Origin of the sequence: Agrobacterium sp. 22094 (genome assembly GCF_052046015.1) — a bacterium.
In the GTDB taxonomy this organism is placed as follows: Bacteria; Pseudomonadota; Alphaproteobacteria; order Rhizobiales; family Rhizobiaceae; genus Agrobacterium; species Agrobacterium cavarae.
In genome coordinates this window covers 1,242,264-1,265,416 of the sequence record NZ_JBQEPX010000001.1, presented here as the reverse complement: position 1 = coordinate 1,265,416, position 23,153 = coordinate 1,242,264, and the positions used below count along the sequence as shown (strand labels likewise).

The window sequence follows — 23,153 nt, the reverse complement described above, 5'->3', positions numbered from 1 at the left end:
CAGTACGCCGGGCCGCTGGTCATCTGCGCTCTCGGCTGTTGAGTGGTATATACATATTCATAGCGATGATTTGGAGTGCAGATTTTGAGCGACTGCCATGCATTTGTGCAATGTGTCGTCTATTTTTGCAGCTTGTGGGTCGATATGCGCATTATTTGAGCGGAAATCCATGAGGCGCTGTTACGATGCCGTCCGTCTTTTCAGGCACACAGAGGACGCTGCATTCAAGCATCGTGTTTTCGAAGATCGGTTCCGGTTTTCAGGCCGATGCTGCAGGGCGGGCAGGGGCGTTGAGCGCAAAAAGAAAAGGCCCGGAGCGGGTGCTCAGGGCCTTTTGAGGGTAACACATCGGGCAGACGAAGGATCGTCAGCCGGTGTTATCGATCTATTACATACCGACTGCAGTGCGAGCAACGCGACGGATGTCGGTGCGGCCGATGCCGAGATCGCTCAGTTCGCGATCGCTCATGCGGTCCAGTTCAGTTACGGTCTGACGATACTTGCGCCAGTTGTTCAGCGAGCGTGCAATGTTCATGGTCTTATTCCTCGTTTCGGTTCGCCGGTTGCTTGGGATCAACTCAGCTTCGTTTTCTGAAACTGAATATATGCCTTTCGCCGCGCTTCAAAAACAGACAAAGAAGGATGACACCTATGCGCGTAACGCAGGGCAAGCTCCGAATCGGCGCCTACTTCCTTAACAAATGCATAATTTGACAGCATTCGAAGCTGATTTTCTGGCTCAGACAGCAGCAGTCACGCTCTCAAGCCCGTCCCCGGGCCCTCCAAATCTCAACCGGCCTCACAAACTCTCGTCAATGGTCGCGGCGAGAGGTGAGCACGTTGGTATGGCATTCCATCCGGGAGGGGCTTTCATGGGCGGTCCACTGAAATCGAACTGCGTGGACCGCGAGCCTCGTGATTCCCGCAGATGGCCTGCTCGCGATTGTCATAGAGTCCTCAAAACCCATGGAAATAGGGCTTGTACGGCGTCATTTTTCCTTTGCGCTCCTGAAAACGGATGATATAGAGACGCCGCGCTCCGGAAGGCCTCATGTGCCAGATGTTGTTTATGCAGGATTTAAAGAGCGCGGGTATGGCGGAATTGGTAGACGCACCAGATTTAGGTTCTGGCGACGAGAGTTGTGGGGGTTCGAGTCCCTCTACCCGCACCACAAATCGCCGGGAAAGCCAGGTAAAGCGTTTCGTTTTGCCCTTTCCCTGGCTCAGGCATAATTGCTCCGCAACGCGCCTGTGCATGCAAGTTTTATAGTCACGGCCGGTGAATTCAGATTCCGGCGCTGTGCTCGAAAGTAAACCGACGGCTGTCTGAGCACTGCCGCCATGATGTGAAGGTATGAAAATGCAGGTTATCGAAACGCTCGCTGAAGGGCTGAAGCGCGAAATCAAGGTCGTTATTCCGGCCGCTGACATGAAGGCTCGCCTTGACGAGCGCCTCGCCGAAGCCAAGGATAAGGTTCGTATCAACGGCTTCCGTCCCGGCAAGGTCCCTGCCGCTCATCTGAAGAAGATGTATGGCAAGTCGATCATGGCTGATCTCGTCAACGAGCTGGTTCGCGAAAAGCCTTCCGAGATCATTTCCAGCCGCGGCGAAAAGTCTGCGACTCAGCCTTCCATCTCCATGACGGAAGACGAGAAGGAAGCCGACAAGATTCTGGCCGCCGAAACCGATTTCGAATTTAACATTGCTTACGAAGTCATCCCGCCGATCGAACTGAAGTCGAATGACGGCATCAAGGTCACGCGCGAAGTCGTTGAAGTGACCGAAGACGAAATCAACGAGCAGATCCTCAAGATCGCCGAAAGCGCTCGTAGCTACGAGACGAAGAAGGGCAAGGCCGCTGAAGGCGACCGCGTCACCATGAACTACCTCGGCAAGGTCGATGGCGTAGCCTTCGATGGCGGCGCTGCTGAAGATGCAGAGCTGGTTATCGGCTCTGGCCGCTTTATCCCAGGCTTCGAAGACCAGCTCGTTGGCGTCAAGGCTGGCGACGAGAAGACCATCACCGTTACCTTCCCGAGCGAATATCCGGCTGCTGAGCTGGCTGGCAAGGAAGCGACCTTCGACATCACCGTCAAGGAAGTTGCTGCCGCCGCCGACGTTGAGATCAACGACGAACTGGCAACCAAGCTCGGTCTCGAATCGGCCGAGAAGCTGAAGGAAATCGTTCGCGGCCAGATCGAAAGCCAGTACGGCAACGTGACCCGTCAGAAGGTCAAGCGTCAGATCCTCGACCAGCTGGACGAACTCTACAAGTTCGACACGCCTGCCGGTCTCGTTGATGCCGAGTTCGACAACATCTGGCGCCAGATCAACACCGATCTCGCACAGTCCGGCAAGACCTTCGCTGACGAAGACACGACCGAAGAAGAAGCGCGCGAAGAATACCGGAAGCTCGCTGAGCGCCGCGTTCGCCTCGGCCTCGTTCTCTCCGAAATCGGCGAGAAGGCTGGCGTTGAAGTCACCGAAGACGAAATGCAGCGCGCTCTGTTCCAGCAGTTGCAGCAGTTCCCAGGCCAGCAGAAGGAAATCCTCGATTACTTCCGCAACACGCCTGGCGCTTCCGCTTCGCTGCGTGCTCCGATCTTCGAAGAAAAGGTCATCGACAAGCTGCTGACCGAAGTCTCCGTCACCGATAAGACGGTTTCCAAGGAAGAGCTTCTGGCTGACGACGCCGAAGAAGGCGAAGAAACCAAGAAGAAGGCTCCTGCCAAGAAGAAGGCTGCAGCCAAGGCTGACGCCGCTGAAGGCGAAGAAGCCGCTCCGAAGAAGAAGGCTCCTGCCAAGAAGAAGGCAGCCGAAGGCGACGCAGAGTAATCTGATCTTCTCATATTTGTTTCGGAGAGGCCGCGGCGAAAGCTGCGGCCTTTTCATTTAGGAATGTTGAGAGGCGTTTGCGTTCACGCCGAAAAGACATCCTGTCGTCATCCGAAGAGTATATGAGCGACCTTTGCTGCATCTTGCCGAAAGTAGAGGCTCATGGGCGTCAAAAACTACCTCGTTGAAGGTGTGTCCTGTTCGGGCAAAACGTCCGTGGCAACAGAGCTTCAGCGACAAGGTTATCATGTCATTCATGGCGACAGGGAACTCGCCTATAAAGGTGACCCTAAGACCGGCTTACCTTTGAGAGGGCGGCCGGGTGGCGCGTGGGCCACGGATGTAGCTTTTGCTCACCGTCATCACCTCTGGTGTGTCGACAGAGTAAAAGATCTGGCAGCCGATCAAAGCCATACTGCCACCTTCTTTTGCGGGGGCGCCCGCAACATTTCCGCTTTCATCAGCCTCTTTGACGCCGTGTTCATTCTCAAGCTCGACGGAGCCACCTTGGAGAAGCGCCTGTCAGCGAGGCCAGAAGATGAGTTCGGTGGCAAGCCTGAGGAGCGGGCGTTCATCCTGGCGCTCCATGAGAGGGGGCATGACGTTCCGAAGGAAGGTATCGCGATCGATTCTACCCAGCCCGTCGAAGCGGTTGTTGCGGAGTTGTTATCCCACACCAAAGCGTAGCGCTTCCGGCATGTCCAACGGACCACCACTTCAACCGACTGTGCTCTGACGATCACAATGCAGTGCACAATGACTTTTTGCTGTAGCTGCTCTTGTTCATCTCCCGTTCATCTGGCACCCTTTGGGAGTGATTTGCCGGACGCACTTGTGCGTCGAGAGCGATCCGCCGCCAAACGCGGCTTGGCTTTACGCCTTCAGTTTCATCTCTCTTTCGAGCGCGGGTGTGATGTCGCGCTTGCCGATTCGCGTCGCCTGTAAGCGAGCGCGGTCAAGTCCGGCGCCGAGCGCCGGCAGAATTGAATCCGGGTGATCTCCGTTTTTTGGATCGCCCAAGCCGAAACGAGACCTGCTGTTTTCCTCCCAAGAGCGGCTGGTCTTTTTAAAGCTTGAGGAAATGACATGTTGGTCAAGATATTGGGCACGCTCGCCGCTGCCTCGCTCATCCTTTTGTCTCCAGTCGAGGTGAAGGCGCAGGAGCGGGGATTGATCTGGGCGCCCACCAAGAATTCCGACCGCTCCTATTCGGCGCGTCTGGGTGCGAAGCTACCGACGGAAACGCCGCTGCGCGCCGGCCTTGAGATGGGCATGAGCGCGTCTGAAGGCGGTGCGGTGGTCGATACGCCTGTAAAGTTCTGGGGTGATATGACGCTGATGTCCACCAATCTGCCGGGCGCCAAGATCGCCAGAGACGTCGGCATTCTGATGAACGCGCTGACGGGCTCGGCCGCCGTGACGATGACGATGACGCAAAAGCGTGTCGCCACAGCCGATTTCGATGTGGAATCGAACCGAAATGTCACGCTGCGCTATGACGGCCCTAGCCAGAAGTGGAGTGGGCTCGATGTGTCGCAGTCCCTGCGTCTGACGCGCTCTGCGACCGGCACTGCCTTCGTTTTAACGGGCGCAAGCCGCGAGACATTTGACGAGTTCAGTTCCAGCGTCGCGCTCGAACAGAAGCTCTCCGACAATCTGACCGTAACAGGCAGTTTCGACCGGGGCTTTGAAGATCGTTTCCGCCCGGCGGTGCATGCAAACTACAAGATCAGGTGGTGAAGCGGCTCACTTGACCGCTTCATTCCTGTTCTTGATGTCACCCATGCGGTTCCATGCATCCAGCCCGGCAATCTTGTAGGCCTCGGCAAGTGTCGGGTAGTTGAAGGTATTTTCAACGAAATACTCCACCGTACCCTTGAGGTTCAACACAGCCTGACCGATGTGAACCAGTTCGGTCGCGCCTTCGCCGACGATGTGAACGCCGAGAAGCCGGCGCGTCTTCAATGAGAAGATCAGCTTCAGAAGACCAGTATCAAGACCCATGATGTGGCCGCGCGAGGTTTCCCGGAAGCGGGCAATTCCGCATTCGTAAGGAATGCCGCGCTCCTTCATTTCTTCTTCCGTCAGGCCGCAGGTGGAGATTTCAGGGACGGCATAGATGCCGTATGGGAAATATTTCTGCGGCTCCATGCCAATGGCGCCGACCGCGACGCGAGCGGCAATACGGCCCTGTTCCATGGAGGTGGAGGCAAGGCTCGGGAAGCCTATAACGTCGCCCGCGGCGAAAATCCCCGGTACGGAGGTTTCGAAGGTTTCCGGATTGACGGACAGACGGCCACGGCTGTCGGCCTCGAGGCCGGCTGCCGCGAGGTTCAGCGTGTCGGTCGCGCCCATTCTGCCTGCGGCAAAAAGCACCATTTCGGTAACGATCTTGCGGCCATTATCCAGTGTGATCGACACCTTGCCTTCCGGCGTGTGTTCCACTTTCTCGGCCTTCTGGCCGAGAAGCAGCTTCATGTTACGGTCGCGGAGCTGGTAGGTGAAATCTTCGACGATTTCCTTGTCGATGAAATCGAGCATTGTGGATTTGGGATCGATCAGCGTGACGGCGGTATCGAGAGCGCTGAAAATCGTCGCATATTCGATGCCAATGACGCCGGCACCGATAACCACCAGGGAGCGCGGTAGCCTCTCCATCTGCAGCAATTCATCGCTGTCGATGACGGTCTTGCCATCAAACGGCATGTAGTCCGGCCTGAATGGGCGAGTGCCGACGGCGAGCAGAATGCTCTTGCCCAACACATGCATCACTTCGCCGTCGTCTTTGGTGATCTGAAGCGTATCACGCGCGAGGAAGCTTGCCTTGCCGCGCACGTGCTGCACGCGGTTACGGGCAAACTGATGCTCAAGCACTTCGACTTCGTGGTTGAGAGTGATCAGCAGGCGTTGGCGCAAATCTTCGGCGCTGATTTCCTGCTTGACGCGATAGGACTGGCCGTAAAAGCCGCGCTCGCGCCATCCGGAAAGATTGAGCGCCGTCTCGCGCATCGTCTTGGACGGGATGGTGCCGGTATGAACCGAGACACCGCCAACACGGCTGCCCTTTTCGATGACCAGGACCTTCTTGTCGAGCTTTGCCGCCTGGATGGCAGCACGTCTGCCGGCGGGACCGCTGCCAACAACAATGAGATCATACTGGTTCATGAAAAAGCCTCTGGACGTAAACCCGGTAAAATGCCGGGATGTGTGAATATCCGATGTGAGGATTTGCCGCGAAAAGCGTGATGCTCTCAGCTTGCGGAAATGATCTCCGCATTCGCACATCCGGATGTCGTGAGACTGCAGAGTGCAATGCAACAAATGCCTGCGTCAATCTGTAGCGCAGAAATCTGACGGATTCGTAACCTGCACAGAAAAAGCCGCAAATCGGCTATCGATCGATCAGGACGAGGGGCGGTCGCTTTGCTGGGTCTGATGCTGGTGCAGCTTTGCGATTTCTTCTCGCAATGCGGCGAGTTCGGCCAGAACCTTGAGATCGATCTTTTCATGAAGAGAGAGAACTTCAAGCTCGGACTTGAGGTTCACCTCGTAGTCCTTGGCTGCCTCAAAGCGATCGCGTTCCGCCTGCCGGTTCTGGGACATCATGATGATGGGTGCCTGGATGGCGGCCAGCATGGACAGAATGAGGTTGAGGAACACGAAGGGATAGGGGTCGAATGCCCTTGTCGCCAGAACAATTGTATTGATGACGGCCCATACGACCAGAAACACCAGGAAGCTGATGATGAAGCCCCATGAGCCACCGACGCGGGCAATGCTGTCCGCCAGCCTCTCGCCGACTGTGGATCCCTTCGAAAACTCAGCATTCGTGTCAGTGGAAATCAGTCGCTTCTGATGCGCCACCTCCAGAATCCGCTTTTCGACCTCACCGATCTGTCTGGAGGATCGCTTGAAGTGGGACAGGACGTAATCTGGAATGGCAGACATGATTCATCTCCGGCAATGCGTTGGCTGGAGATAAGCCCAAGGTGCAGGCAAGTTCAAACGAAATCGCGGGTTCTAAGGCGTGTTAACTGGATGGTGTGGTTTCATGGATCCAGTTGAAGCCGGGGAAGAATCGCTCTTTACCGAATTGGTCGCCAAACATCATGTCGAACTGCAGTTGCCGATATTCGCTGAGTGCCGACGGTAGAGTCGCAGGCGCAATCGACCAGTCCGGCACTCCCGAACCGTTTCGCTGCATCAGCATGTGGCGATCGATGACGGAGTAGGACGCATGCACCTCGCCCAGCACGCCGGTGTAGAAGGGATCGTCAAAGCCTGCGGTTTTCAAGATGTGATAGGGCAGCAGCGAGGGGCTGATCGTGCCGATCCGGTTCTGCAATCCGGCCTTTGAAGACCAGACCACGAGAGGCGTCTCATGCTCCGTCTTCATCGTGGCAAGCGGCGCGCGGCGTGTCGCCACCATGCCCGGCATATAGCCGCTTTCGACAAAGGCCTGCCCGAGCGGTGGCAGATGATCGCCAAAAAGCACGATGACGGTTTCCCTCTCGCGACCCTTTGCCCAGGCGATGAGCTTTGCAAAGCTGTCGTCGGCTTCCGAAACGCCCTGCGCGTAGGTGGCGAGCGCATCGCGTGCATTGTCGGAAAAGTCACCGCTGACGGAGACGGCTTTCTCAGCATAGCGGTTCGCTTCATAGGGGCCGTGTCCCTGAAGCGTGACGGCAAAGAGAAACTGCGGCTTTTCGGCTGCATCAACCGTTTGGATGATTTCGTTCGTCAGCGCCGCATCCGAGGCGAAGGCCCCACGCTTTTCCATCGGCGGCAAGGTTTCTTCGGAGCGAAATTCCTCAAAGCCAAAATGCTTGTAGACCTCACGACGATTCCAGAACCACTCCTGGAATGGGTGGACGGCGACTGCGGAATATCCCTCCGAGCGAAAGAAGGTCGCAAGTGAAGGAACAGGGCGGCGCACATATTGCTGATAAGGGATGCTGCCATAGGGCAGGAACGCATTGCTGAAGCCGGTCAGCGCTTCGAATTCGACATTTGCCGTCATGCCGCCGAACTCGGGCGAAAACACATGGCCTGACTGCATGGCACGGATGCGCGGCATCGGATCCTTCGAGAACGTGACATTCTCCAGGCGCGTCGGATCCCAAAGCGACTCACTCATGATCATGATGACATCGGGACGCCTGCTGTGGTTGACCGCGAAGGCGGAACTGTCGGACGCAATGTCCGCGATCGTCGCCTCGCCATAGCCATAAGGTGCTGTTACTTTCGCCATCGGAATATTGAAGGCGAAGGCCATGAGGAAGCCGTTGTGGCGATAGTTTTCCTTTTGATCCCACATCATCGGAATGATGCTGAGGCGGTCTCTAATCCAGGAATAGCTGGAATATTCCATCATCGAGCCAAAGCTGACGAAGAGTGGAACGGCAAGCGCTAGCCGCCACATCCTTGCTTTGAACGACATTGCAGGCATGGCATGCCGCGAAAGGCGCCACAGCATCACGATGGCAAAGGCAGCGAGCGAAAGTGCAGCCGCAAGGGCGAGTGCCGTTACCGGCTGAGCCTTCAGCATGGCAGGCAACAGCTGAAGGATCTGGCGACCGAACAGCAGGTCGGAAGGATAGAGTGGATCGGAAAGGTAAAGCTGCTTCTGGCTCGAGATGAAGGCCGGCAGGATCAGAAGCGGGACGGCAACCAGAAGCGACTGATAATGACGCCCGAAGACGGCATCAAGCGCCATGAGGCCGATAATGACTGCGACGACCGTCGTGAGCCCAGGTCGTGCAGGTGACAGCAAAAAGGAGCCGACATCATGCAACGTGCCGCGCGCAATCCATTCCATGCAAACGACGAGCAGGACCGATGCGAGGACCAGATTGGCCAGCGTTTGTGCATCGTTTGCGAGGCGGGCAGGGGACCGTGTCCACGGCTTTGAAAGGACGAGCTTCATCCTTTCGGCAACCGTTGTTCTAGGCACCGATTTCGTCACGTTTCTACTCCGGCAGTCTCGAAAGCAGGTGTGAATCACCTGTCATATAAGCGTCATCTAACTGTCACATGCGCGCAATGAACGCGACATGAACTATGCAAAATTCACAGGTCTGGAGGATAACCATCGCGTGAGCCGTTTATTTCGCGAATGCAGCCGCCAGAACCTTGTTGACGGGACGTTGTTTTGAAACAGTTTATGCGGCGCGTTGCACTGTAAGAGCCGGCACGATAATGAGGAAGGCATGAGCACAGGACAGACCATTCCCCACACGTTCCGGATTGCGGTTGGACAATTCAACCCGACCGTCGGCGATGTCGCAGGCAACCTTGCCAAAGCGCGCGAGGCAAGAGCCGATGCGGCAGCGCAAGGCGCCGACCTGCTTTTGCTGACGGAGCTTTTCATCTCCGGCTACCCACCAGAAGATTTGGTGCTGAAACCGGCCTTTTTGAAATCCTGCCTCAGGGCCGTGGAGGAGTTGGCCGCGGACACTGAGGATGGTGGGCCGGGCGTCATTATCGGCTTCCCGCGCCAAGGCGAGAAGGGCAGGCACAATTCGGTAGCTCTGCTCGACGGCGGTAAGATCGTTGCGCTGCGCGACAAGGTGGACCTGCCAAATTACGGCGAGTTCGACGAAAAGCGCGTCTTCAGCGAAGGCTCTATCTCCGGCCCCTATAATTTCAGGGGCATTCGCATCGGCATTCCGATTTGCGAAGAAATCTGGAACGATTTTGGCGTCTGCGAGACGCTGGCCGAGGCTGGCGCCGAAATCTTGCTGGTGCCAAACGGCTCGCCCTATTATCGCGGCAAGGTCGATGTCCGTCATCAGGTCGCCCTCCGCCAGGTCATTGAAAGTGGTCTGCCTCTGGTCTTCGTCAACCAACTCGGTGGCCAGGATGAGCTTGTGTTCGATGGCGCGAGCTTCGGTTTCAATGCCGACAAGACGCTTGCCTTCCAGATGAGCCAGTTCGAAGCGACGCTGGCGGTGACGGATTGGAAGCGCACGGAGAATGGCTGGCACTGCAGCCATGGTCCGGTTTCCCATATTCCCGAAGGCGAGGAGGCCGATTACCGGGCCTGCATGCTGGGCTTCCGCGACTACGTCAACAAGAATGGCTTCAAGAGCGTCGTCCTCGGCCTATCCGGCGGCATCGATTCGGCCATCTGCGCAGCAATCGCGGTCGATGCGCTGGGCGAGGAGCGGGTGCGCTGCATCATGCTGCCCTACCGCTATACCTCGGACGAATCGCTGAAGGACGCCGCCGATTGCGCCAGGGCGCTCGGCTGCCGCTATGACATCGTTCCGATTGCCGAACCTGTCGATGGCTTCATGACGGCGCTGTCGGATCTGTTCGAAGGAACGGAAGAGGGCATCACCGAGGAAAACCTGCAGAGCCGCGCGCGCGGGACGATCCTGATGGGCGTTTCCAACAAGTTCGGCTCGATGGTGGTAACCACCGGCAACAAGTCGGAAATGTCTGTCGGCTATGCCACGCTCTACGGCGATATGAACGGTGGCTTCAACCCCATTAAGGACCTCTACAAGATGCAGGTCTATGCCATCTCCAAATGGCGCAACGCCCATGTGCCGCCTGGCGCGCTTGGGCCTTCGGGCGAAGTCATCCCCGCCAACATCATTTCCAAGGCCCCATCCGCCGAATTGCGGCCCAACCAGACCGACCAGGATTCGCTTCCGCCCTATCCGGTTCTCGACGATATTCTCGAGTGCCTGGTGGAGCAGGAAATGTCCGTCGACGAAATCGTGGCGCGCGGTCACGACGTCGCAACGGTTCATCGCATCGAGCATCTGCTGTATCTGGCCGAATACAAGCGCCGGCAGTCTGCACCGGGCGTGAAGATCACCAAAAAGAATTTTGGGCGCGATCGCCGCTATCCTATTACCAATCGGTTCCGCGACAGGTAGGTCCGACTGGTCAATGGGCAATCGCAACGGGAGGAACGATGCGAAGTTCAGTCGAGATATTCAATATCCGTACCCGTGAAAATCGGATCGTTTGGCAGACCGAGACGCTGTTCGAAGCGCCGAACTGGTCTCCAGATGGGCAATATCTGCTGCTCAACAGCGATGGCATGCTCTACCGCCTGTCCCTTACCGGAGACATCTCGGTCGATAAGGTAGACACCGGCTTCGCGGTTCAGTGCAACAACGACCACGGCATCTCGCCCGACGGGTCTCTTTATGCCATTTCCGACAAGGTCGAGTTCGGCAAAAGTGCGATCTATCTGCTTCCACCCATCGGCGGCACCCCGAAACTGATGACGCGGAACCTGCCTTCCTACTGGCATGGTTGGGCGCCAGACGGCAAAAGCTTTGCCTATTGCGGGATCAGGGATCAGGTTTTCGATATTTATGCCATGGACATCGAAACCGGCACCGAAACACGCCTGACCCATGGCGAGGGGCGAAATGACGGTCCGGATTATTCGCCCGATGGTCAGTGGATCTACTTCAACTCCAGCCGCACAGGACAGATGCAAATCTGGCGGGTGAGACCGGATGGATCGGGCGTGGAGCGCATTACCGATAGCCCATATGGCGACTGGTTTCCGCACCCCTCTCCCAAGGGAGACAAGGTCGTTTTCATTTCCTATGACGGCGACGTCTTCGACCACCCGCGTGATCTCGATGTTCGTGTGCGACTGATGGACCCGGACGGTGGCAACGTCGAAACGCTCTTCGATCTCTTTGGCGGGCAAGGAACGATGAACTCGCCCAACTGGTCACCGGACGGTGACGAATTCGCCTATGTGCGATATTTTCCGGTTGGGTAGACCTGCAGCGCTTGCCTTCTGATCGGCAATTGCCCATACGCAACGTCGTCAGGTGCCTGCCTTTGGCAGGAGAATCGGGAATGCGGTGCAAGACCGCAACGTGCCCAACGCTGTAAGGCGGATGCCTGTTGCCATAGGCCACTGAGCAATCGGGAAGGCGGCAACGGCAGACGAAGCCAAGTCAGAAGACCGGCCTGACACGATAGACCAGTCCGCGCGGACGGCGGCAGGTTGTGAGGAAGAGCGTTTGTGCCCTGCCTGACAGGCGCGCACGTGGTCTTTCTGCATTGTTGGGGATTGACGATGCGACCTGATGATACCCGGCACAGCCTGATGCCGGCTTTTGAATTTGCCGAGCACGAAAAGGCTGCGGTCTACCGCGCCATCGAAACCCGCCGCGATGTCCGCAACGAGTTTCTCCCGGACCCGCTCTCGGATGAACTGATCAACAAGCTGCTTTCCGCAGCGCACGCCGCCCCCTCGGTGGGTTTCATGCAGCCATGGAATTTTACCCTCGTCAGCGGTGCAGACATCAAAAACGCCGTGTGGCAGGCTTTCAGCCGCGCCAATCAGGAAGCGGCCTTGATGTTTCCCGACGATAAGCAGTCACTCTACCGAAGCCTCAAGCTGGAAGGCATCAGGAAGGCACCGCTCTCCATCTGCGTCACCTGCGATCCGACAAGAGGTGGCGATGTCGTGCTCGGGCGGACGCACAATCCGCGCATGGATGTCTACTCGACCGTCTGCGCCGTTCAGAACCTCTGGCTGGCGGCACGCGCCGAAGGCGTCGGCGTCGGTTGGGTCAGCATCTTCCATGACGACGATATTCGAAAGATCCTGGGTATCCCTGACCATATCGAAATCGTCGCGTGGCTCTGCGTCGGCTTTGTCTCGGAACTCTATGCCGAACCGGAACTCGCGTTGAAGGGCTGGCGTCAGCGTTTGCCGCTGGACGAACTGATTTTCAAAGACCGGTGGGGCGAGAAATAGGGAGGTTCCTCCGTGTGGAGCTTGCTTTGCTTGGCAGCCAAAAATCCACTTGCCAGTCCTCATGACCGGTGGCTTAGTTCACTCTCATTTCGAGAGGGGATCATATTATGCCGATTGAAAACTGGCTGGCATTCGTTGCCGCATCCGCCATTATGCTCGCCATTCCAGGACCGACGATCTTGCTGGTCATATCCTACGCACTTGGTCACGGTCGCAAGGCAAGCAGCGCGACCGTCGCCGGTGTAGCGCTTGGCGACTTTACCGCCATGACGGCGTCCATGCTGGGTCTTGGTGCACTGCTCGCGACCTCCGCCGCTCTCTTCACTGTCTTGAAGTGGGTGGGTGCTGCCTATCTGATCTATCTCGGAATCAAGCTCTGGCGCGCGCCTGTCGGCACGTCGACGCAAGGCGAGGGTGACGTGACGGGTCGTGAGCGTCCGCTGAAGATCTTCCTTCACACCTACATCGTCACGGCGCTGAACCCGAAGAGCATCATCTTCTTCGTTGCCTTCCTGCCGCAGTTCCTGGTGCCGACCCCGCCTTTCTGGCCGCAGGTGCTTATTTTCGAAGTTACTTTTCTTGTGCTTGCGACTTGCAACGCCGCTCTTTATGGGTTGCTGGCAAGTGCGGCCCGTAACACCATCCGCAAGCCCTCCGTCCAGCGCGTCGTCAATCGCACCGGTGGCGGGCTATTGATCGGTGCCGGACTGCTCGCGGCGGGCTGGAAGAAAGCCGTCGCCTAAACCGTCGCCATTCCGTGCGGCGCCGAGTTCTGGAATATATCAATGTCAGTGCCGCACATCCTTCTTGCCTTGGTCACCGTCTTCCTCTGGGGCTTCAACTTCGTGGTGATCAAGGTCGGCGTCATGGATATGCCGCCGCTGTTTCTCACAGCCTTGCGTTACCTCTTCGCAGCCGTGCCGCTGATCTTCTTTCTGCCGCGCCCGAAGGTTCCGTGGAAGCACATGGTCGTCTACGGCATGGTCATGGGCTGCGCGCAATTCGGCCTGCTCTATACGGCGATCAAGTGGGGCCTGCCTGCAGGGCTTGCCTCGCTCGTCATGCAGTCGCAGGCGTTTTTCACCATGGCGCTGGCCGTGACGATGCTCGGTGAAATTCCGCTGAAGTCTCATATCGCCGGTGCAGCCGTTGCCTTTTCCGGTCTCGCAGTGATCGGCCTTGAACGTCTTGAACTGACCGCTCTTGTGCCTCTCCTCATGTGCGTTGGTGCTGCTTTTAGCTGGGCCATCGGCAATATCGTCAATCGCAAGGTCGGACGGGTCAACGCGATCTCCTTCGTCGCCTGGACAAGTCTCGCGCCGGTTCTGCCGTTGATCGCGCTTTCGCTGCTGCTCGAAGGCCCGCAGGCGATTGGCGAGGGTTTGGCAAATGCCAACATGATGACGGTCGCCGTCGTTGCCTATATGGCCTACGGCGCGACGATTGTTGGGGCAGGGATCTGGAGCTTTCTTCTGCTGCGTTATCCGGCAGGAACCGTCGCGCCGTTTTCTCTGCTGGTGCCGATCGTCGGCTTCCTCGGCGCCTACTTTGCCTTTGCCGAACACATCACCACGCTGGAAATCGTCGGCAGTGCGCTCGTCGTTGCTGGTCTGGCACTCAACGTGTTCGGTCGCCGGCTGTCTTTCGGTCGTGCGCCATCCGGCAACGCGTGAGAGCGATCTGCAATTCCCTGTGCATTGTTGCGATGCAGCGGGGCATTTGTGGAAAACTTTGGTAAAGAGAGTGTTCGTCGCGCGATAAAGCGGCGCTTTTGATCATTGCAGTGCAGGGACGGGTCAACGTGCAGGTCGGTATCGACATGGGAACGCTTTCGGGCGGGCAAAGTGCCAAGCTCGATATTGAGGAACTGCTCGCCACGCGTTTGCTGGTTCAGGGCAATTCCGGTTCCGGAAAGTCGCATCTGCTACGCCGTTTGCTGGAGCAATCGGCCCCTTGGGTGCAACAGGTCATCATCGATCCCGAAGGTGATTTCGTTACGCTGGCCGACAAGTTCGGTCACGTTGTGGTGGATGGGGAGCGCACCGAAGCCGAACTTACAGGCATTGCCAACCGCATTCGCCAGCACCGTGTCTCCTGCGTGCTCACGCTGGAGGGTCTCGATATCGAGCAGCAGATGCGCGCCGCCGCCGCCTTCCTCAATGGCATGTTCGATGCCGATCGCGAATATTGGTACCCGGTTCTGGTCGTCGTGGATGAGGCGCAGATGTTCGCGCCCTCCGTCGGTGGCGAAGTCACCGAAGATGCGCGTAAGGCCTCGCTCGGCGCGATGACCAACCTCATGTGCCGCGGGCGTAAACGCGGTCTTGCCGGTGTGATCGCCACGCAGCGATTGGCAAAGCTTGCCAAGAACGTTGCGGCGGAAGCCTCCAACTTCCTCATGGGCCGCACCTTCCTCGATATCGACATGGCGCGCGCCGCCGATCTTCTCGGCATGGATCGTCGTCAGGCGGAAATGTTCCGCGATCTTCAGCGCGGCAATTTCGTCGCCCTCGGACCGGCTCTGTCGCGGCGTCCGCTGCCGATCGTTATCGGCCCGGTGGAGACCTCGGCGCGCTCCTCGTCGCCGAAGCTCATGCCGCTGCCGGACGCGCCGCAGGATGTGGAGGATTTGATCTTCACGCCAGACCCGGAAGAGTTCAATCGTCCTGTCGTCCGTCGCACGCCGCCAGCGCCGCGGCCGACGACCGATATTCTCGCCGAACTCTCGCGCTCGACACCAGCGGCCATCGCATCAGCCTCCGAACAACCTTCGCGTTCGAGCCAGCCGGAACTGACGCCGGAAGAGCGTGAAGAAAAGATCACGGCTGTTCTGACTGAAATCCTCGATGACCCGCAATCGGCCTATCGCACCGATGCCGTCCTCTATCAGGACTTTCTCGTTCGCGCCCGCATGCGCCGTATTCCCGGCACGCCCATGGCGCTATCGGAGTTCCGTCGCCAGATCGCGATTACGCGCTCGGGTGTCGATGTGGAGATGGCAGCAAGCGAAAATTGGCAGAAAGCTCTGGAGCTGTCCCGCAGCGTCTCGGATGACCTGCAAGGCGTCTTCCTGCTTCTGGTGAAGGCAGCTCTTGCCGAAGAGCCATGCCCCTCGGATGCGCGGATTGCGCGCGCATACGGCACCCATTCGGCGCGTCGCGCAAGACGACTGCTTGGATACTTCGAGGAAAAGGAACTGGTCGTGGTGCATGCGGACTTTTCCGGCAAGCGCATCGTGGCTTTCCCCGAGCTTGACGCCAAGACCGCGCCCGGCGACGCAGATGCGCCCGACGGCGATGTGAGCCTGGCCGCGGAATAACGTCGATCTCGTCAATCTCCAAATCGCTAAACTCTCATCCACCCATAGAAAAAGGCGGGTCGAACCGCCTTTCCAAGTCTTGAAGGTGAAGTCTTTTAGACTTCGTCGATGACCTTCTTGTCGTTTCTCGTGGCAAACAGCGAGCCAACGATGCCTGTCAGAAGGATCGCAACGGTGATACCGAGCGAAATGGACGGCGGGATCTTTGCGATGCCCAGCATGTCCGCCAGGAAAATCTTCGAGCCGACGAAGACCAGAACCGCAGCCAGGGCATATTTGAGGTATGCGAAGCGGTGGATCAGGGCGGCAAGTGCGAAGTAGAGGGCGCGCAGTCCAAGGATCGCGAAGATGTTCGACGTGTAGACGATGAACGGATCGGTGGTGATCGCGAAGATCGCCGGAATCGAGTCCACCGCAAAGATCAGGTCGGCGATTTCGACCATGATAAGCGCCAGGAAAAGCGGCGTGACGAAGGTCTTCAACCGGCCAGTCTTGGGGTCGGGCTGCTTGACGAAGAAACGCTCCTCATGAAGCTTTTCGGTGACAGGCAGGCGCGAGCGCAGGAACTTCAGGATCGGGTTCTTGCCAATGTCCTGTTCCTCGTGATCTGCCGAAAACAGCATCTTGATGCCCGTGAACACCAGGAAGGCGGCGAAGAGGTAGAGAACCCAGTGGAAGTTTTCGACGATCGCAGCACCGGCGGCAATCATGATACCGCGCAGGACGATCACGCCGAGAATACCCCATAGCAGCACGCGGTGCTGGTACTGACGAGGGATCGAGAAGTAGGAAAAAATCATGGCGATGATGAAGATATTGTCCATCGCCAGGCTTTTTTCCACCACGAAGCCCGTGACATATTCCATCGCCGGCTGCTGACCGGACTGGAACCAGATCCAGCCGCCGAAAGCCAAGCCGATGGCGATGTAGAAGCCTGACATCAGCAGGCTTTCCTTGATGCCGATTTCCTTGGAGTTCTTATGCAGAACGCCAAGATCGAGCGCCAGGAGGCCTAAAACGAGAGTGATGAAAATGCCCCACATCCATGTGGGGGTACCGAGAAAATCCGTAAACAGAAAGTCCATCAGTCAACCTTTGTCCGGACGAGGTTGGCTCAATGGTCGGGAACGTGATGAGAAATAGACGACGCCCCAACCTTGGAGACTCGACATCGCGTATTGTCCGGTAATACGCCAGAGGGGCCCGAGTCCTGATCACCAGGATGAAATGGGAGGCGCGGCGCAGGTTTCAAGAGGCTTTTATCGTTTTATCGTTGACATTTTTATGAAGCGCCCCTAGAAGCCGCTCCAACGCCGGGTAGCAATGCCCGGTGTGTTTCGTTGACTGCCTTGCAGTAAATAGCTGACGTTCGGCGGTCAACATCACCGACATGTCCCGTGGTCTCTCCATATCGCATGTGAGAAGCCTGTCAGAGGTTCTTCAACAGAACCTCAGAGGAGGGCGTGTTTCCTTAATCCGATCTGGCAACAGATCGGTATAAACTGTTGAGAAGGAAATACGATGAGCAAGCGCGAATCGTCCAAGTACAAAATTGACCGCCGCATGGGCGAAAACATCTGGGGTCGTCCGAAGTCCCCGGTTAACCGTCGCGAATACGGCCCCGGCCAGCACGGCCAGCGCCGCAAGGGCAAGATGTCCGACTTCGGCACGCAGCTGCGCGCCAAGCAGAAGCTGAAGGGTTACTACGGCGAAATCCGCGAAAAGCAGTTCCGTGCAACCTACGACGAGGCTAACCGCCGCAAGGGCGACACCTCCGAGAACCTGATCGGTCTGCTCGAGTCGCGTCTGGACGCCATCGTCTACCGCGCCAAGTTCGTACCGACCGTTTTCGCGGCTCGCCAGTTCATCAACCATGGCCATGTCACGGTTAACGGCGTTCGCGTCAACATCGGTTCTTACCGCTGCAAGGTTGGCGACGTTATCGAAGTTCGCCAGAAGTCCAAGCAGCTCGCAATCGTTCTCGAAGCTGTTCAGCTCGCAGAGCGCGATGTTCCGGACTACATCGAAGTCGATCACAACAAGATGACCGCGACGTTTGCTCGCGTACCGGCTCTCGCTGACGTGCCTTACGCCGTCATCATGGAACCGCATCTGGTCGTCGAATTCTACTCGCGTTAATCCGCGTTCAAGTTCAGCAAAAAAGCCGGTCCCTGTGGCCGGCTTTTTTGTGCGCATTTTTTGATGAGGAAATTTCAGTCCTTGGCGCGAGGCCAAGGACTTTCACGGTATGCCGCGCCTTCAGGCCGCGGCGACGCGCTGCGCCAGAAGTCTTTCGACAAGTGCTGCATCCAGCGTGTCATAGCGATCGATCGTCACATCCGGTCCAAGCTCTGCCATCGGAACATCGGTGTAGCCGAAGGTCACGCCGATGGAAGGGATCTTGGCATTTTTGGCCGCAAGGATATCGTTGACGCTGTCGCCCACCATCACGCTACGGGTCACATCGCCACCGGCTTTCTCGATGGTTCCGAGGATATGCCGGGCATCCGGCTTGCGCCACTCGAAGGTGTCTCCGCAGGTCATCGTCTCGAAGCGGTCCTTCAGTCCGAGTTTTTCGAGCAGGGGAAGGGCCAGATCAGACGTCTTATTGGTGCAGACGGCAAGTCGGAAACCTGACGCAGTCAGCCGATCCAAAGCCTCGGGAACACCGGGATAAGGCTTGCTCTGACCCGGCATCTCTTCTTTGTAATGGGCAATGAACCGTTGGTGCAGCGGCTCCACGTCTTCCTTTGGCAACTCCTTGTTCCTCAGCGCAAAGGCGCGTTGGACCATGACACGAACGCCTTGGCCGACGAGATGCGTAAGGTCGTTGAAGGTGACGGGCATAAGGCCTGCGGCCGCGATCGTGTGGTTCAGGCTGTCGATCAGGTCGGGGGCGGTGTCGACCAGTGTGCCGTCGAGATCGAAAATAACAAGGGGTGAAGTCAAAGAGGAAACCTCGTCTGTCTGTGTCAATATTGCGAGAACCTACAGCATCGGCCCGAAAATCGTAACCGATTTTCGGAAAAGCACGATGTGTCGTTTCAAGGTCTGAACAGAGCTTTGGGACTGTCTCTCGACGATCCAGTGCAGGAGGTAATCTCGTTTCGAACGAAACCCTTGAATGGTCCATTTCGAAGCAGCAAAAGGGGCTTTCGTTTGAGTTTCTAGACGTGTAAACACACGCAGTCGCAAAAGTGAGGCCAGTCATCTGTCCTCTCCGACGCACAACCACCAGGGCGAATTGGTGCGGATAGTCACCGCGCAGCCCATGAGTCAATCGGAGTTGCAGGCGTATGGATGCCCGCGAAATGAAGATCAAGGCAGCAGAGGCTGCCCTTGCCCATGTTGAAGACGGCATGCGTCTTGGCATCGGTACAGGGTCCACCGCGGAAGAGTTTGTCCGCCTGCTTGCCGAAAAAGTATCGAACGGTTTGAAAGTCCAGGGCGTCCCGACATCGGAACGCACCGCGCGTCTGTGCGTCGAGCTTGGTGTTCCGCTGAAATCTCTGGATGAACTGCCAGAACTCGATCTGACGATCGATGGCGCCGACGAGGTCGATCACGGTCTTCGTCTGATCAAGGGCGGCGGCGGTGCTTTGCTACGCGAAAAGATCGTCGCGGCCGCTTCGGCCCGCATGATCGTGATTGCGGATCAGACGAAGGTGGTCGAGACGCTGGGAGCCTTTCCGCTTCCCATCGAAATCAATGCCTTCGGCCAGATTGCAACCCGTATCGCAATCGAGAAACTGGCTTCCAAAATGGGTCTTTCGGGCGAGTTGAAGCTGCGTTCTTCCGAGGACGGACCGTTCAAAACCGATGGTGGTCATCTCATTTTCGACGCATCATTTGGCCGTATTCCTGATGCAGAAGCGCTGGCACGTCAGCTGAATACGATTCCCGGGGTCGTCGAGCACGGACTTTTCATTAATTTGGCATCGCTTGCCATCATAGCAGGGCCGGATGGCGCCCGCGTTATGCAGGCGAAAATATAATAGGAGCGAGAGAGTTCATGGGTAAAATAGCGGGACTGGGCAAAGCTGCCGCTGCTTCGATCCTTATTTCCGGCCTCGTGTTCGGCACTGCCGCACGTGCGCAGGAAATTTCTGCAGAGCATATCGCTGCTGCAAAGCAGGCAATCACGGCACTGGGCGTGACCGATCGCTTCGACAACATTCTGCCGGGTCTTGCTGAGCGTCTGAAGTCTGAACTCATTCAGTCGTCGCCAAACGTCGAAGACCAGATCACTGCAACGGTCGACGCCAAGGCGCTGGAACTCGCACCACGCCGTGCCGACCTGGAACGCGAAGCGGCGCTCACCTATGCGCGCGCCTTCTCGGTCGAAGAGCTGAAGGCCATTTCCACCTTCTACAGCAGCGATGCCGGCAAGAAACTCCTCAAGGATGGACCGATCGCCACGCGTGAGCTGATGAAGGCCGCCGACATCTGGGCAGCTGGTATCAACCGCGATCTCAACGCCTCCAGCATGGCGGAGCTTCAGAAGGTCGCCGGCGCTGATCTGCAGCCACTTCCTGCAAATGCATCCAACATTGGCGGCGCTCCTGGAGCGACGACTGCTCCCCCTGCGGCTCCTGCGCCAAAGCCATGATCGCTGGCTGATCGTTCAGTATTTTTCAAAGCCCGGAAGAGATTCCGGGCTTTTCTTTTGCCGCTACCGGCACCTATATGAGCATCAGGAAGATGCCTCGGCATCGCGCGCTCATAAGGCGCTCAGCTTCGCTTAACAGGCTGATTTTCCATGCTGCGACAGTCGATAATGTACGTCGTTCGAGCGGCTCGGCCGATGACAGGGGTTTATGATGACGTCCTATGATTACGATCTTTTTGTTATTGGCGGCGGCTCCGGCGGCGTGCGCAGCGCCCGCGTGGCGGCGTCGCTTGGCAAGCGTGTCGGCATTGCCGAGGAGTATCGCTATGGCGGCACCTGCGTGATCAGAGGCTGCGTGCCGAAGAAGCTTTTCGTCTACGCGTCGCAATATCCTGAGCATTTTGAAGATGCCAAAGGCTTTGGCTGGACTGTCGGCGAAAGCACCTTCGACTGGAAAAAGCTGATTGCTGCCAAGGACAAGGAAATCGAGCGCCTGGAGGGTCTTTACCGCAAGGGTCTGGAAAACGCCAAGGCCGAGATCTTCGATAGCCGTGCAGAGCTTGTCGATGCACACACGGTGAAGCTTCTCAGCACCGGACAGACGGTGACGGCAGAGCGCATCGTCATTGCCGTCGGCGGCACGCCAAATGCTCACACCTCCTTGCCAGGCCATGAACTGACAATTTCCTCCAACGAAGCGTTTCATCTGGAAGAGCTGCCGAAATCCATCCTGATTGCTGGTGGCGGTTATATCGCCGTTGAATTTGCCAATATCTTCCATGGCCTTGGGGTCGAAACGACGCTGATCTATCGCGGCAAGGAAATCCTGAACGGCTTCGATGGCGACATGCGCAAGGGCCTGCATGAAGCGATGGAAGCCAAGGGCATCCGCATCATCCTGGAAGACGTGATCCAGGAGGTGAGCAAGGATGGGGCAGGCGGCTTCGTGGCCCGCACCAAGCAGGGCGCGTCGGTTCATGTTGGTCTCGTCATGCTGGCGCTTGGTCGCGATCCCAACACCAAGGGGCTCGGGCTTGAAAAGGCAGGAGTCGAGATCAATGAGAAGGGCGCGATCATTGTCGATGACTATTCGCGCACCAACGTCCCGCACATCTACGCACTCGGCGACGTCACCGATCGGGTACAGCTGACGCCAGTCGCCATCCATGAGGCGATGTGCTTCATCGAGACGGAATTCAAGAACAACCCGACAAAGCCCGATCATCATCTGATTGCGACTGCAGTCTTCTCCCAGCCCGAAATCGGCACGGTCGGGCTTTCGGAAGAGCAGGCGGCTTCGAAGTTCGAAGAGGTCGAGGTGTACCGCGCGCAATTCCGCCCGATGAAGGCAACGCTTTCCGGTCGTCAGGAAAAGACGATCATGAAGCTTCTTGTGAACGCTGCCGATCGAAAGGTCGTCGGCGCGCATATACTGGGGCATGAGGCCGGTGAGATGGCGCAGCTTCTAGGCATCACGCTGAAGGCGGGTTGCACCAAGGACGACTTCGACGCCACCATGGCCGTCCACCCGACGGCTGCCGAGGAACTGGTGACGATGTATTCGCCAAGCTACCGCATCAAGAACGGGGAAAGAGTATAACCGGGCTCTGCCGGTCGACAGGCTCGGCTTGCATGCCTTCGAATAGTCGCTCGTTGCGCTTTAAAAGCGCAGCGAGCCTGTCGATGGCAACCCGCATTTCCGCTGTGTGGCGATCATCGTCGTTGACGGTGATCCACAGGTTGTGAGCGAGTTCCTCAATGATCTCACCGTCTCGCACCACGCCTGGCAGAGTGTCGCCGATATAGGCGGGCAACACGCCCTTGCCGGCCCCGCTGTGGATCAGGCGCGGCAAGAGCGCTGGCGCATTTGTCCATGTGTGGATCATCTGCTCCCGATTGCGAAACACCCACTTCTCCGCATCCGACGCCGCGACTTCCGTGCCGATTGAAATCCAGGGCGTCGATGCAGTCGGCGCCAGTCCGTCCGACCGGTAGGCGTAGTAATTGACCGTGACGGACTTGCGCACCGCGAAATTGCCATGCTGCGGGGATGCGTCAAAGACCCCGATCATTCCGCGTCGGTAGGTCAGATCATCGTCGGGACCGAAATGCTTGCAGCAAAGTCTAAAGGCATCATCCGGTCCGCGAATGGCGCTCGTGTTTTCTGCGATGAAACCCATGAGCCAGATGTTGGAGGAAATCGAAACGATCGGTAGCGAAAAGGCATCGCCGTGCCACTGGCTGATCTCTGCTGCCGTCCGCCTCATATGTTGAACGCGTTCAAACAGGATCACGCCGTCGGGCGCCAGCTTGTAGCCCTGCTGGCTGCGGATAAAGAGCGTGCGTCCCATCGTCCGTTCAAGAAAGAGCATCTTTCGGCCGATCGTCGGCGCGCTGATGCCGGTCAGGCTTGCCGCGCCTGCAAGACCACCCTCGGTCGCAACGATATGGAAGAGTTTCAGATCGTCCCAGTTTACGTCTGTCATGGAAGGCTCTCCGGCTGATAGGGGCATTTATAGCCGGATCCATCTGGCTTTGCATCGTTTGCCGGTGAAACGAGCCTTTCATTCCTGCATCTACGCCCGTCGCAGCCTCTGCCTTACCTCCTGTCGGGAACACAGGAGAAAAATCATGTTGCCAG

Annotated in this window: 20 protein-coding genes, 1 tRNA gene and 1 riboswitch; of the genes, 14 read left to right on the top strand and 7 right to left on the bottom strand. The window is 57.5% G+C overall.

The window, feature by feature from the left end:
* Nucleotides 1-388: 388 nt before the first annotated feature.
* Entirely contained in the window at nucleotides 389-535 is a 147-nt protein-coding gene (locus ACTJK5_RS06030) for a DUF1127 domain-containing protein (RefSeq protein ID WP_082447210.1), read from the bottom strand.
* A gap of 552 nt (nucleotides 536-1,087) precedes the next feature.
* Between ACTJK5_RS06030 and ACTJK5_RS06025 the strand changes: the two genes are divergently transcribed.
* The 4 genes from ACTJK5_RS06025 (at nucleotide 1,088) to ACTJK5_RS06010 (ending at nucleotide 4,576) form a co-directional block, all read left to right on the top strand.
* Nucleotides 1,088-1,172 (top strand) — tRNA-Leu (locus tag ACTJK5_RS06025).
* A gap of 188 nt (nucleotides 1,173-1,360) precedes the next feature.
* Nucleotides 1,361-2,836, top strand: coding sequence for a trigger factor (gene tig, locus ACTJK5_RS06020; protein WP_440612011.1), 1,476 nt, complete (start codon nucleotides 1,361-1,363; stop codon nucleotides 2,834-2,836).
* Between the two features lie 162 nt (nucleotides 2,837-2,998).
* The gene (locus ACTJK5_RS06015; protein WP_440612010.1) at nucleotides 2,999-3,523 is read left to right on the top strand and encodes a nucleoside kinase; all 525 of its coding nucleotides are present in this window, start codon (nucleotides 2,999-3,001) and stop codon (nucleotides 3,521-3,523) included.
* Between the two features lie 399 nt (nucleotides 3,524-3,922).
* Nucleotides 3,923-4,576, top strand: a complete 654-nt coding sequence (locus ACTJK5_RS06010) for a hypothetical protein (protein WP_440612009.1) — start codon at nucleotides 3,923-3,925, stop codon at nucleotides 4,574-4,576.
* A gap of 6 nt (nucleotides 4,577-4,582) precedes the next feature.
* On the opposite strand, the gene sthA is transcribed toward ACTJK5_RS06010, so the two are convergent.
* The 3 genes from sthA to ACTJK5_RS05995 all read right to left on the bottom strand — a co-directional run bounded on the left by sthA (nucleotide 4,583) and on the right by ACTJK5_RS05995 (nucleotide 8,762).
* Nucleotides 4,583-6,001, bottom strand: coding sequence for a Si-specific NAD(P)(+) transhydrogenase (gene sthA, locus ACTJK5_RS06005; protein WP_440612008.1), 1,419 nt, complete (start codon nucleotides 5,999-6,001; stop codon nucleotides 4,583-4,585).
* A gap of 237 nt (nucleotides 6,002-6,238) precedes the next feature.
* Entirely contained in the window at nucleotides 6,239-6,784 is a 546-nt protein-coding gene (locus ACTJK5_RS06000) for a DUF1003 domain-containing protein (RefSeq protein WP_440612007.1), read from the bottom strand.
* An 82-nt stretch (nucleotides 6,785-6,866) separates the two neighbouring features.
* Entirely contained in the window at nucleotides 6,867-8,762 is a 1,896-nt protein-coding gene (locus ACTJK5_RS05995) for an LTA synthase family protein (protein WP_440612564.1), read from the bottom strand.
* Nucleotides 8,763-9,045: 283 nt separating this feature from the next.
* On the opposite strand from ACTJK5_RS05995, the gene ACTJK5_RS05990 reads away from it, so the two are divergent.
* From ACTJK5_RS05990 to ACTJK5_RS05965, 6 genes are all read left to right on the top strand, one after another.
* Nucleotides 9,046-10,725 (top strand): NAD+ synthase, encoded by a 1,680-nt coding sequence (locus tag ACTJK5_RS05990; protein ID WP_440612006.1) that lies wholly within the window; start codon nucleotides 9,046-9,048, stop codon nucleotides 10,723-10,725.
* Between the two features lie 38 nt (nucleotides 10,726-10,763).
* Nucleotides 10,764-11,594 carry a TolB family protein gene (locus tag ACTJK5_RS05985; protein ID WP_440612005.1) on the top strand — a complete coding sequence of 277 codons (831 nt, stop codon included), beginning with the start codon at nucleotides 10,764-10,766 and terminating at the stop codon, nucleotides 11,592-11,594.
* 33 nt (nucleotides 11,595-11,627) lie between these two features.
* Nucleotides 11,628-11,806, top strand: a riboswitch (cobalamin riboswitch).
* 91 nt (nucleotides 11,807-11,897) lie between these two features.
* A complete protein-coding gene (bluB, locus tag ACTJK5_RS05980) occupies nucleotides 11,898-12,584 on the top strand; it encodes a 5,6-dimethylbenzimidazole synthase (RefSeq protein ID WP_440612004.1) in 687 nt (228 codons plus the stop codon).
* Nucleotides 12,585-12,691: 107 nt separating this feature from the next.
* Nucleotides 12,692-13,327, top strand: a complete 636-nt coding sequence (locus ACTJK5_RS05975) for a LysE family translocator (RefSeq protein ID WP_440612003.1) — start codon at nucleotides 12,692-12,694, stop codon at nucleotides 13,325-13,327.
* A 42-nt stretch (nucleotides 13,328-13,369) separates the two neighbouring features.
* On the top strand, nucleotides 13,370-14,257 hold the full coding sequence (locus ACTJK5_RS05970; protein WP_062425435.1) for an EamA family transporter: 888 nt from the start codon (nucleotides 13,370-13,372) through the stop codon (nucleotides 14,255-14,257).
* Between the two features lie 128 nt (nucleotides 14,258-14,385).
* Nucleotides 14,386-15,903, top strand: a complete 1,518-nt coding sequence (locus ACTJK5_RS05965; RefSeq protein WP_440612563.1) for a helicase HerA domain-containing protein — start codon at nucleotides 14,386-14,388, stop codon at nucleotides 15,901-15,903.
* A gap of 95 nt (nucleotides 15,904-15,998) precedes the next feature.
* Here the strand turns inward: ACTJK5_RS05965 and ACTJK5_RS05960 are convergent, their stop codons facing one another.
* Nucleotides 15,999-16,988, bottom strand: a complete 990-nt coding sequence (locus tag ACTJK5_RS05960; RefSeq protein WP_062437637.1) for a TerC family protein — start codon at nucleotides 16,986-16,988, stop codon at nucleotides 15,999-16,001.
* Between the two features lie 436 nt (nucleotides 16,989-17,424).
* Between ACTJK5_RS05960 and rpsD the strand changes: the two genes are divergently transcribed.
* A complete protein-coding gene (gene rpsD, locus ACTJK5_RS05955; RefSeq protein ID WP_062425433.1) occupies nucleotides 17,425-18,042 on the top strand; it encodes a 30S ribosomal protein S4 in 618 nt (205 codons plus the stop codon).
* A gap of 120 nt (nucleotides 18,043-18,162) precedes the next feature.
* On the opposite strand, the gene gph is transcribed toward rpsD, so the two are convergent.
* Nucleotides 18,163-18,852 carry a phosphoglycolate phosphatase gene (gene gph, locus ACTJK5_RS05950; protein ID WP_440612002.1) on the bottom strand — a complete coding sequence of 230 codons (690 nt, stop codon included), beginning with the start codon at nucleotides 18,850-18,852 and terminating at the stop codon, nucleotides 18,163-18,165.
* A 347-nt stretch (nucleotides 18,853-19,199) separates the two neighbouring features.
* Here gph and rpiA point away from each other — a divergent pair, with 347 nt between their 5' ends.
* From rpiA to gor, 3 genes are all read left to right on the top strand, one after another.
* Nucleotides 19,200-19,898 carry a ribose-5-phosphate isomerase RpiA gene (gene rpiA, locus ACTJK5_RS05945; protein WP_113327085.1) on the top strand — a complete coding sequence of 233 codons (699 nt, stop codon included), beginning with the start codon at nucleotides 19,200-19,202 and terminating at the stop codon, nucleotides 19,896-19,898.
* Between the two features lie 17 nt (nucleotides 19,899-19,915).
* A complete protein-coding gene (locus ACTJK5_RS05940) occupies nucleotides 19,916-20,512 on the top strand; it encodes a DUF2059 domain-containing protein (RefSeq protein WP_062437632.1) in 597 nt (198 codons plus the stop codon).
* A 211-nt stretch (nucleotides 20,513-20,723) separates the two neighbouring features.
* Nucleotides 20,724-22,112 (top strand): glutathione-disulfide reductase, encoded by a 1,389-nt coding sequence (gor, locus tag ACTJK5_RS05935; protein ID WP_116493849.1) that lies wholly within the window; start codon nucleotides 20,724-20,726, stop codon nucleotides 22,110-22,112.
* Here the strand turns inward: gor and ACTJK5_RS05930 are convergent.
* Nucleotides 22,090-22,998 (bottom strand): LysR family transcriptional regulator, encoded by a 909-nt coding sequence (locus ACTJK5_RS05930; RefSeq protein WP_440612001.1) that lies wholly within the window; start codon nucleotides 22,996-22,998, stop codon nucleotides 22,090-22,092. The two genes, gor and ACTJK5_RS05930, sit on opposite strands and share 23 nt — an antisense overlap.
* Nucleotides 22,999-23,153: the final 155 nt, after the last annotated feature.

Coding starts and splice junctions, on each gene's coding strand:
- ACTJK5_RS06010 (WP_440612009.1), top strand. CDS start 3,923: ATGTTGGTCAAGATATTGGGCACGCTCGCCGCTGCCTCGCTCATCCTT.
- ACTJK5_RS05990 (WP_440612006.1), top strand. CDS start 9,046: ATGAGCACAGGACAGACCATTCCCCACACGTTCCGGATTGCGGTTGGA.
- ACTJK5_RS05995 (WP_440612564.1), bottom strand. CDS start 8,762: ATGAAGCTCGTCCTTTCAAAGCCGTGGACACGGTCCCCTGCCCGCCTC.
- rpsD (WP_062425433.1), top strand. CDS start 17,425: ATGAGCAAGCGCGAATCGTCCAAGTACAAAATTGACCGCCGCATGGGC.
- sthA (WP_440612008.1), bottom strand. CDS start 6,001: ATGAACCAGTATGATCTCATTGTTGTTGGCAGCGGTCCCGCCGGCAGA.
- ACTJK5_RS05960 (WP_062437637.1), bottom strand. CDS start 16,988: ATGGACTTTCTGTTTACGGATTTTCTCGGTACCCCCACATGGATGTGG.
- ACTJK5_RS05940 (WP_062437632.1), top strand. CDS start 19,916: ATGGGTAAAATAGCGGGACTGGGCAAAGCTGCCGCTGCTTCGATCCTT.
- ACTJK5_RS06015 (WP_440612010.1), top strand. CDS start 2,999: ATGGGCGTCAAAAACTACCTCGTTGAAGGTGTGTCCTGTTCGGGCAAA.
- ACTJK5_RS05985 (WP_440612005.1), top strand. CDS start 10,764: ATGCGAAGTTCAGTCGAGATATTCAATATCCGTACCCGTGAAAATCGG.
- gor (WP_116493849.1), top strand. CDS start 20,724: ATGACGTCCTATGATTACGATCTTTTTGTTATTGGCGGCGGCTCCGGC.
- ACTJK5_RS06000 (WP_440612007.1), bottom strand. CDS start 6,784: ATGTCTGCCATTCCAGATTACGTCCTGTCCCACTTCAAGCGATCCTCC.
- ACTJK5_RS06030 (WP_082447210.1), bottom strand. CDS start 535: ATGAACATTGCACGCTCGCTGAACAACTGGCGCAAGTATCGTCAGACC.
- ACTJK5_RS05970 (WP_062425435.1), top strand. CDS start 13,370: ATGTCAGTGCCGCACATCCTTCTTGCCTTGGTCACCGTCTTCCTCTGG.
- rpiA (WP_113327085.1), top strand. CDS start 19,200: ATGGATGCCCGCGAAATGAAGATCAAGGCAGCAGAGGCTGCCCTTGCC.
- bluB (WP_440612004.1), top strand. CDS start 11,898: ATGCGACCTGATGATACCCGGCACAGCCTGATGCCGGCTTTTGAATTT.
- ACTJK5_RS05930 (WP_440612001.1), bottom strand. CDS start 22,998: ATGACAGACGTAAACTGGGACGATCTGAAACTCTTCCATATCGTTGCG.
- tig (WP_440612011.1), top strand. CDS start 1,361: ATGCAGGTTATCGAAACGCTCGCTGAAGGGCTGAAGCGCGAAATCAAG.
- ACTJK5_RS05975 (WP_440612003.1), top strand. CDS start 12,692: ATGCCGATTGAAAACTGGCTGGCATTCGTTGCCGCATCCGCCATTATG.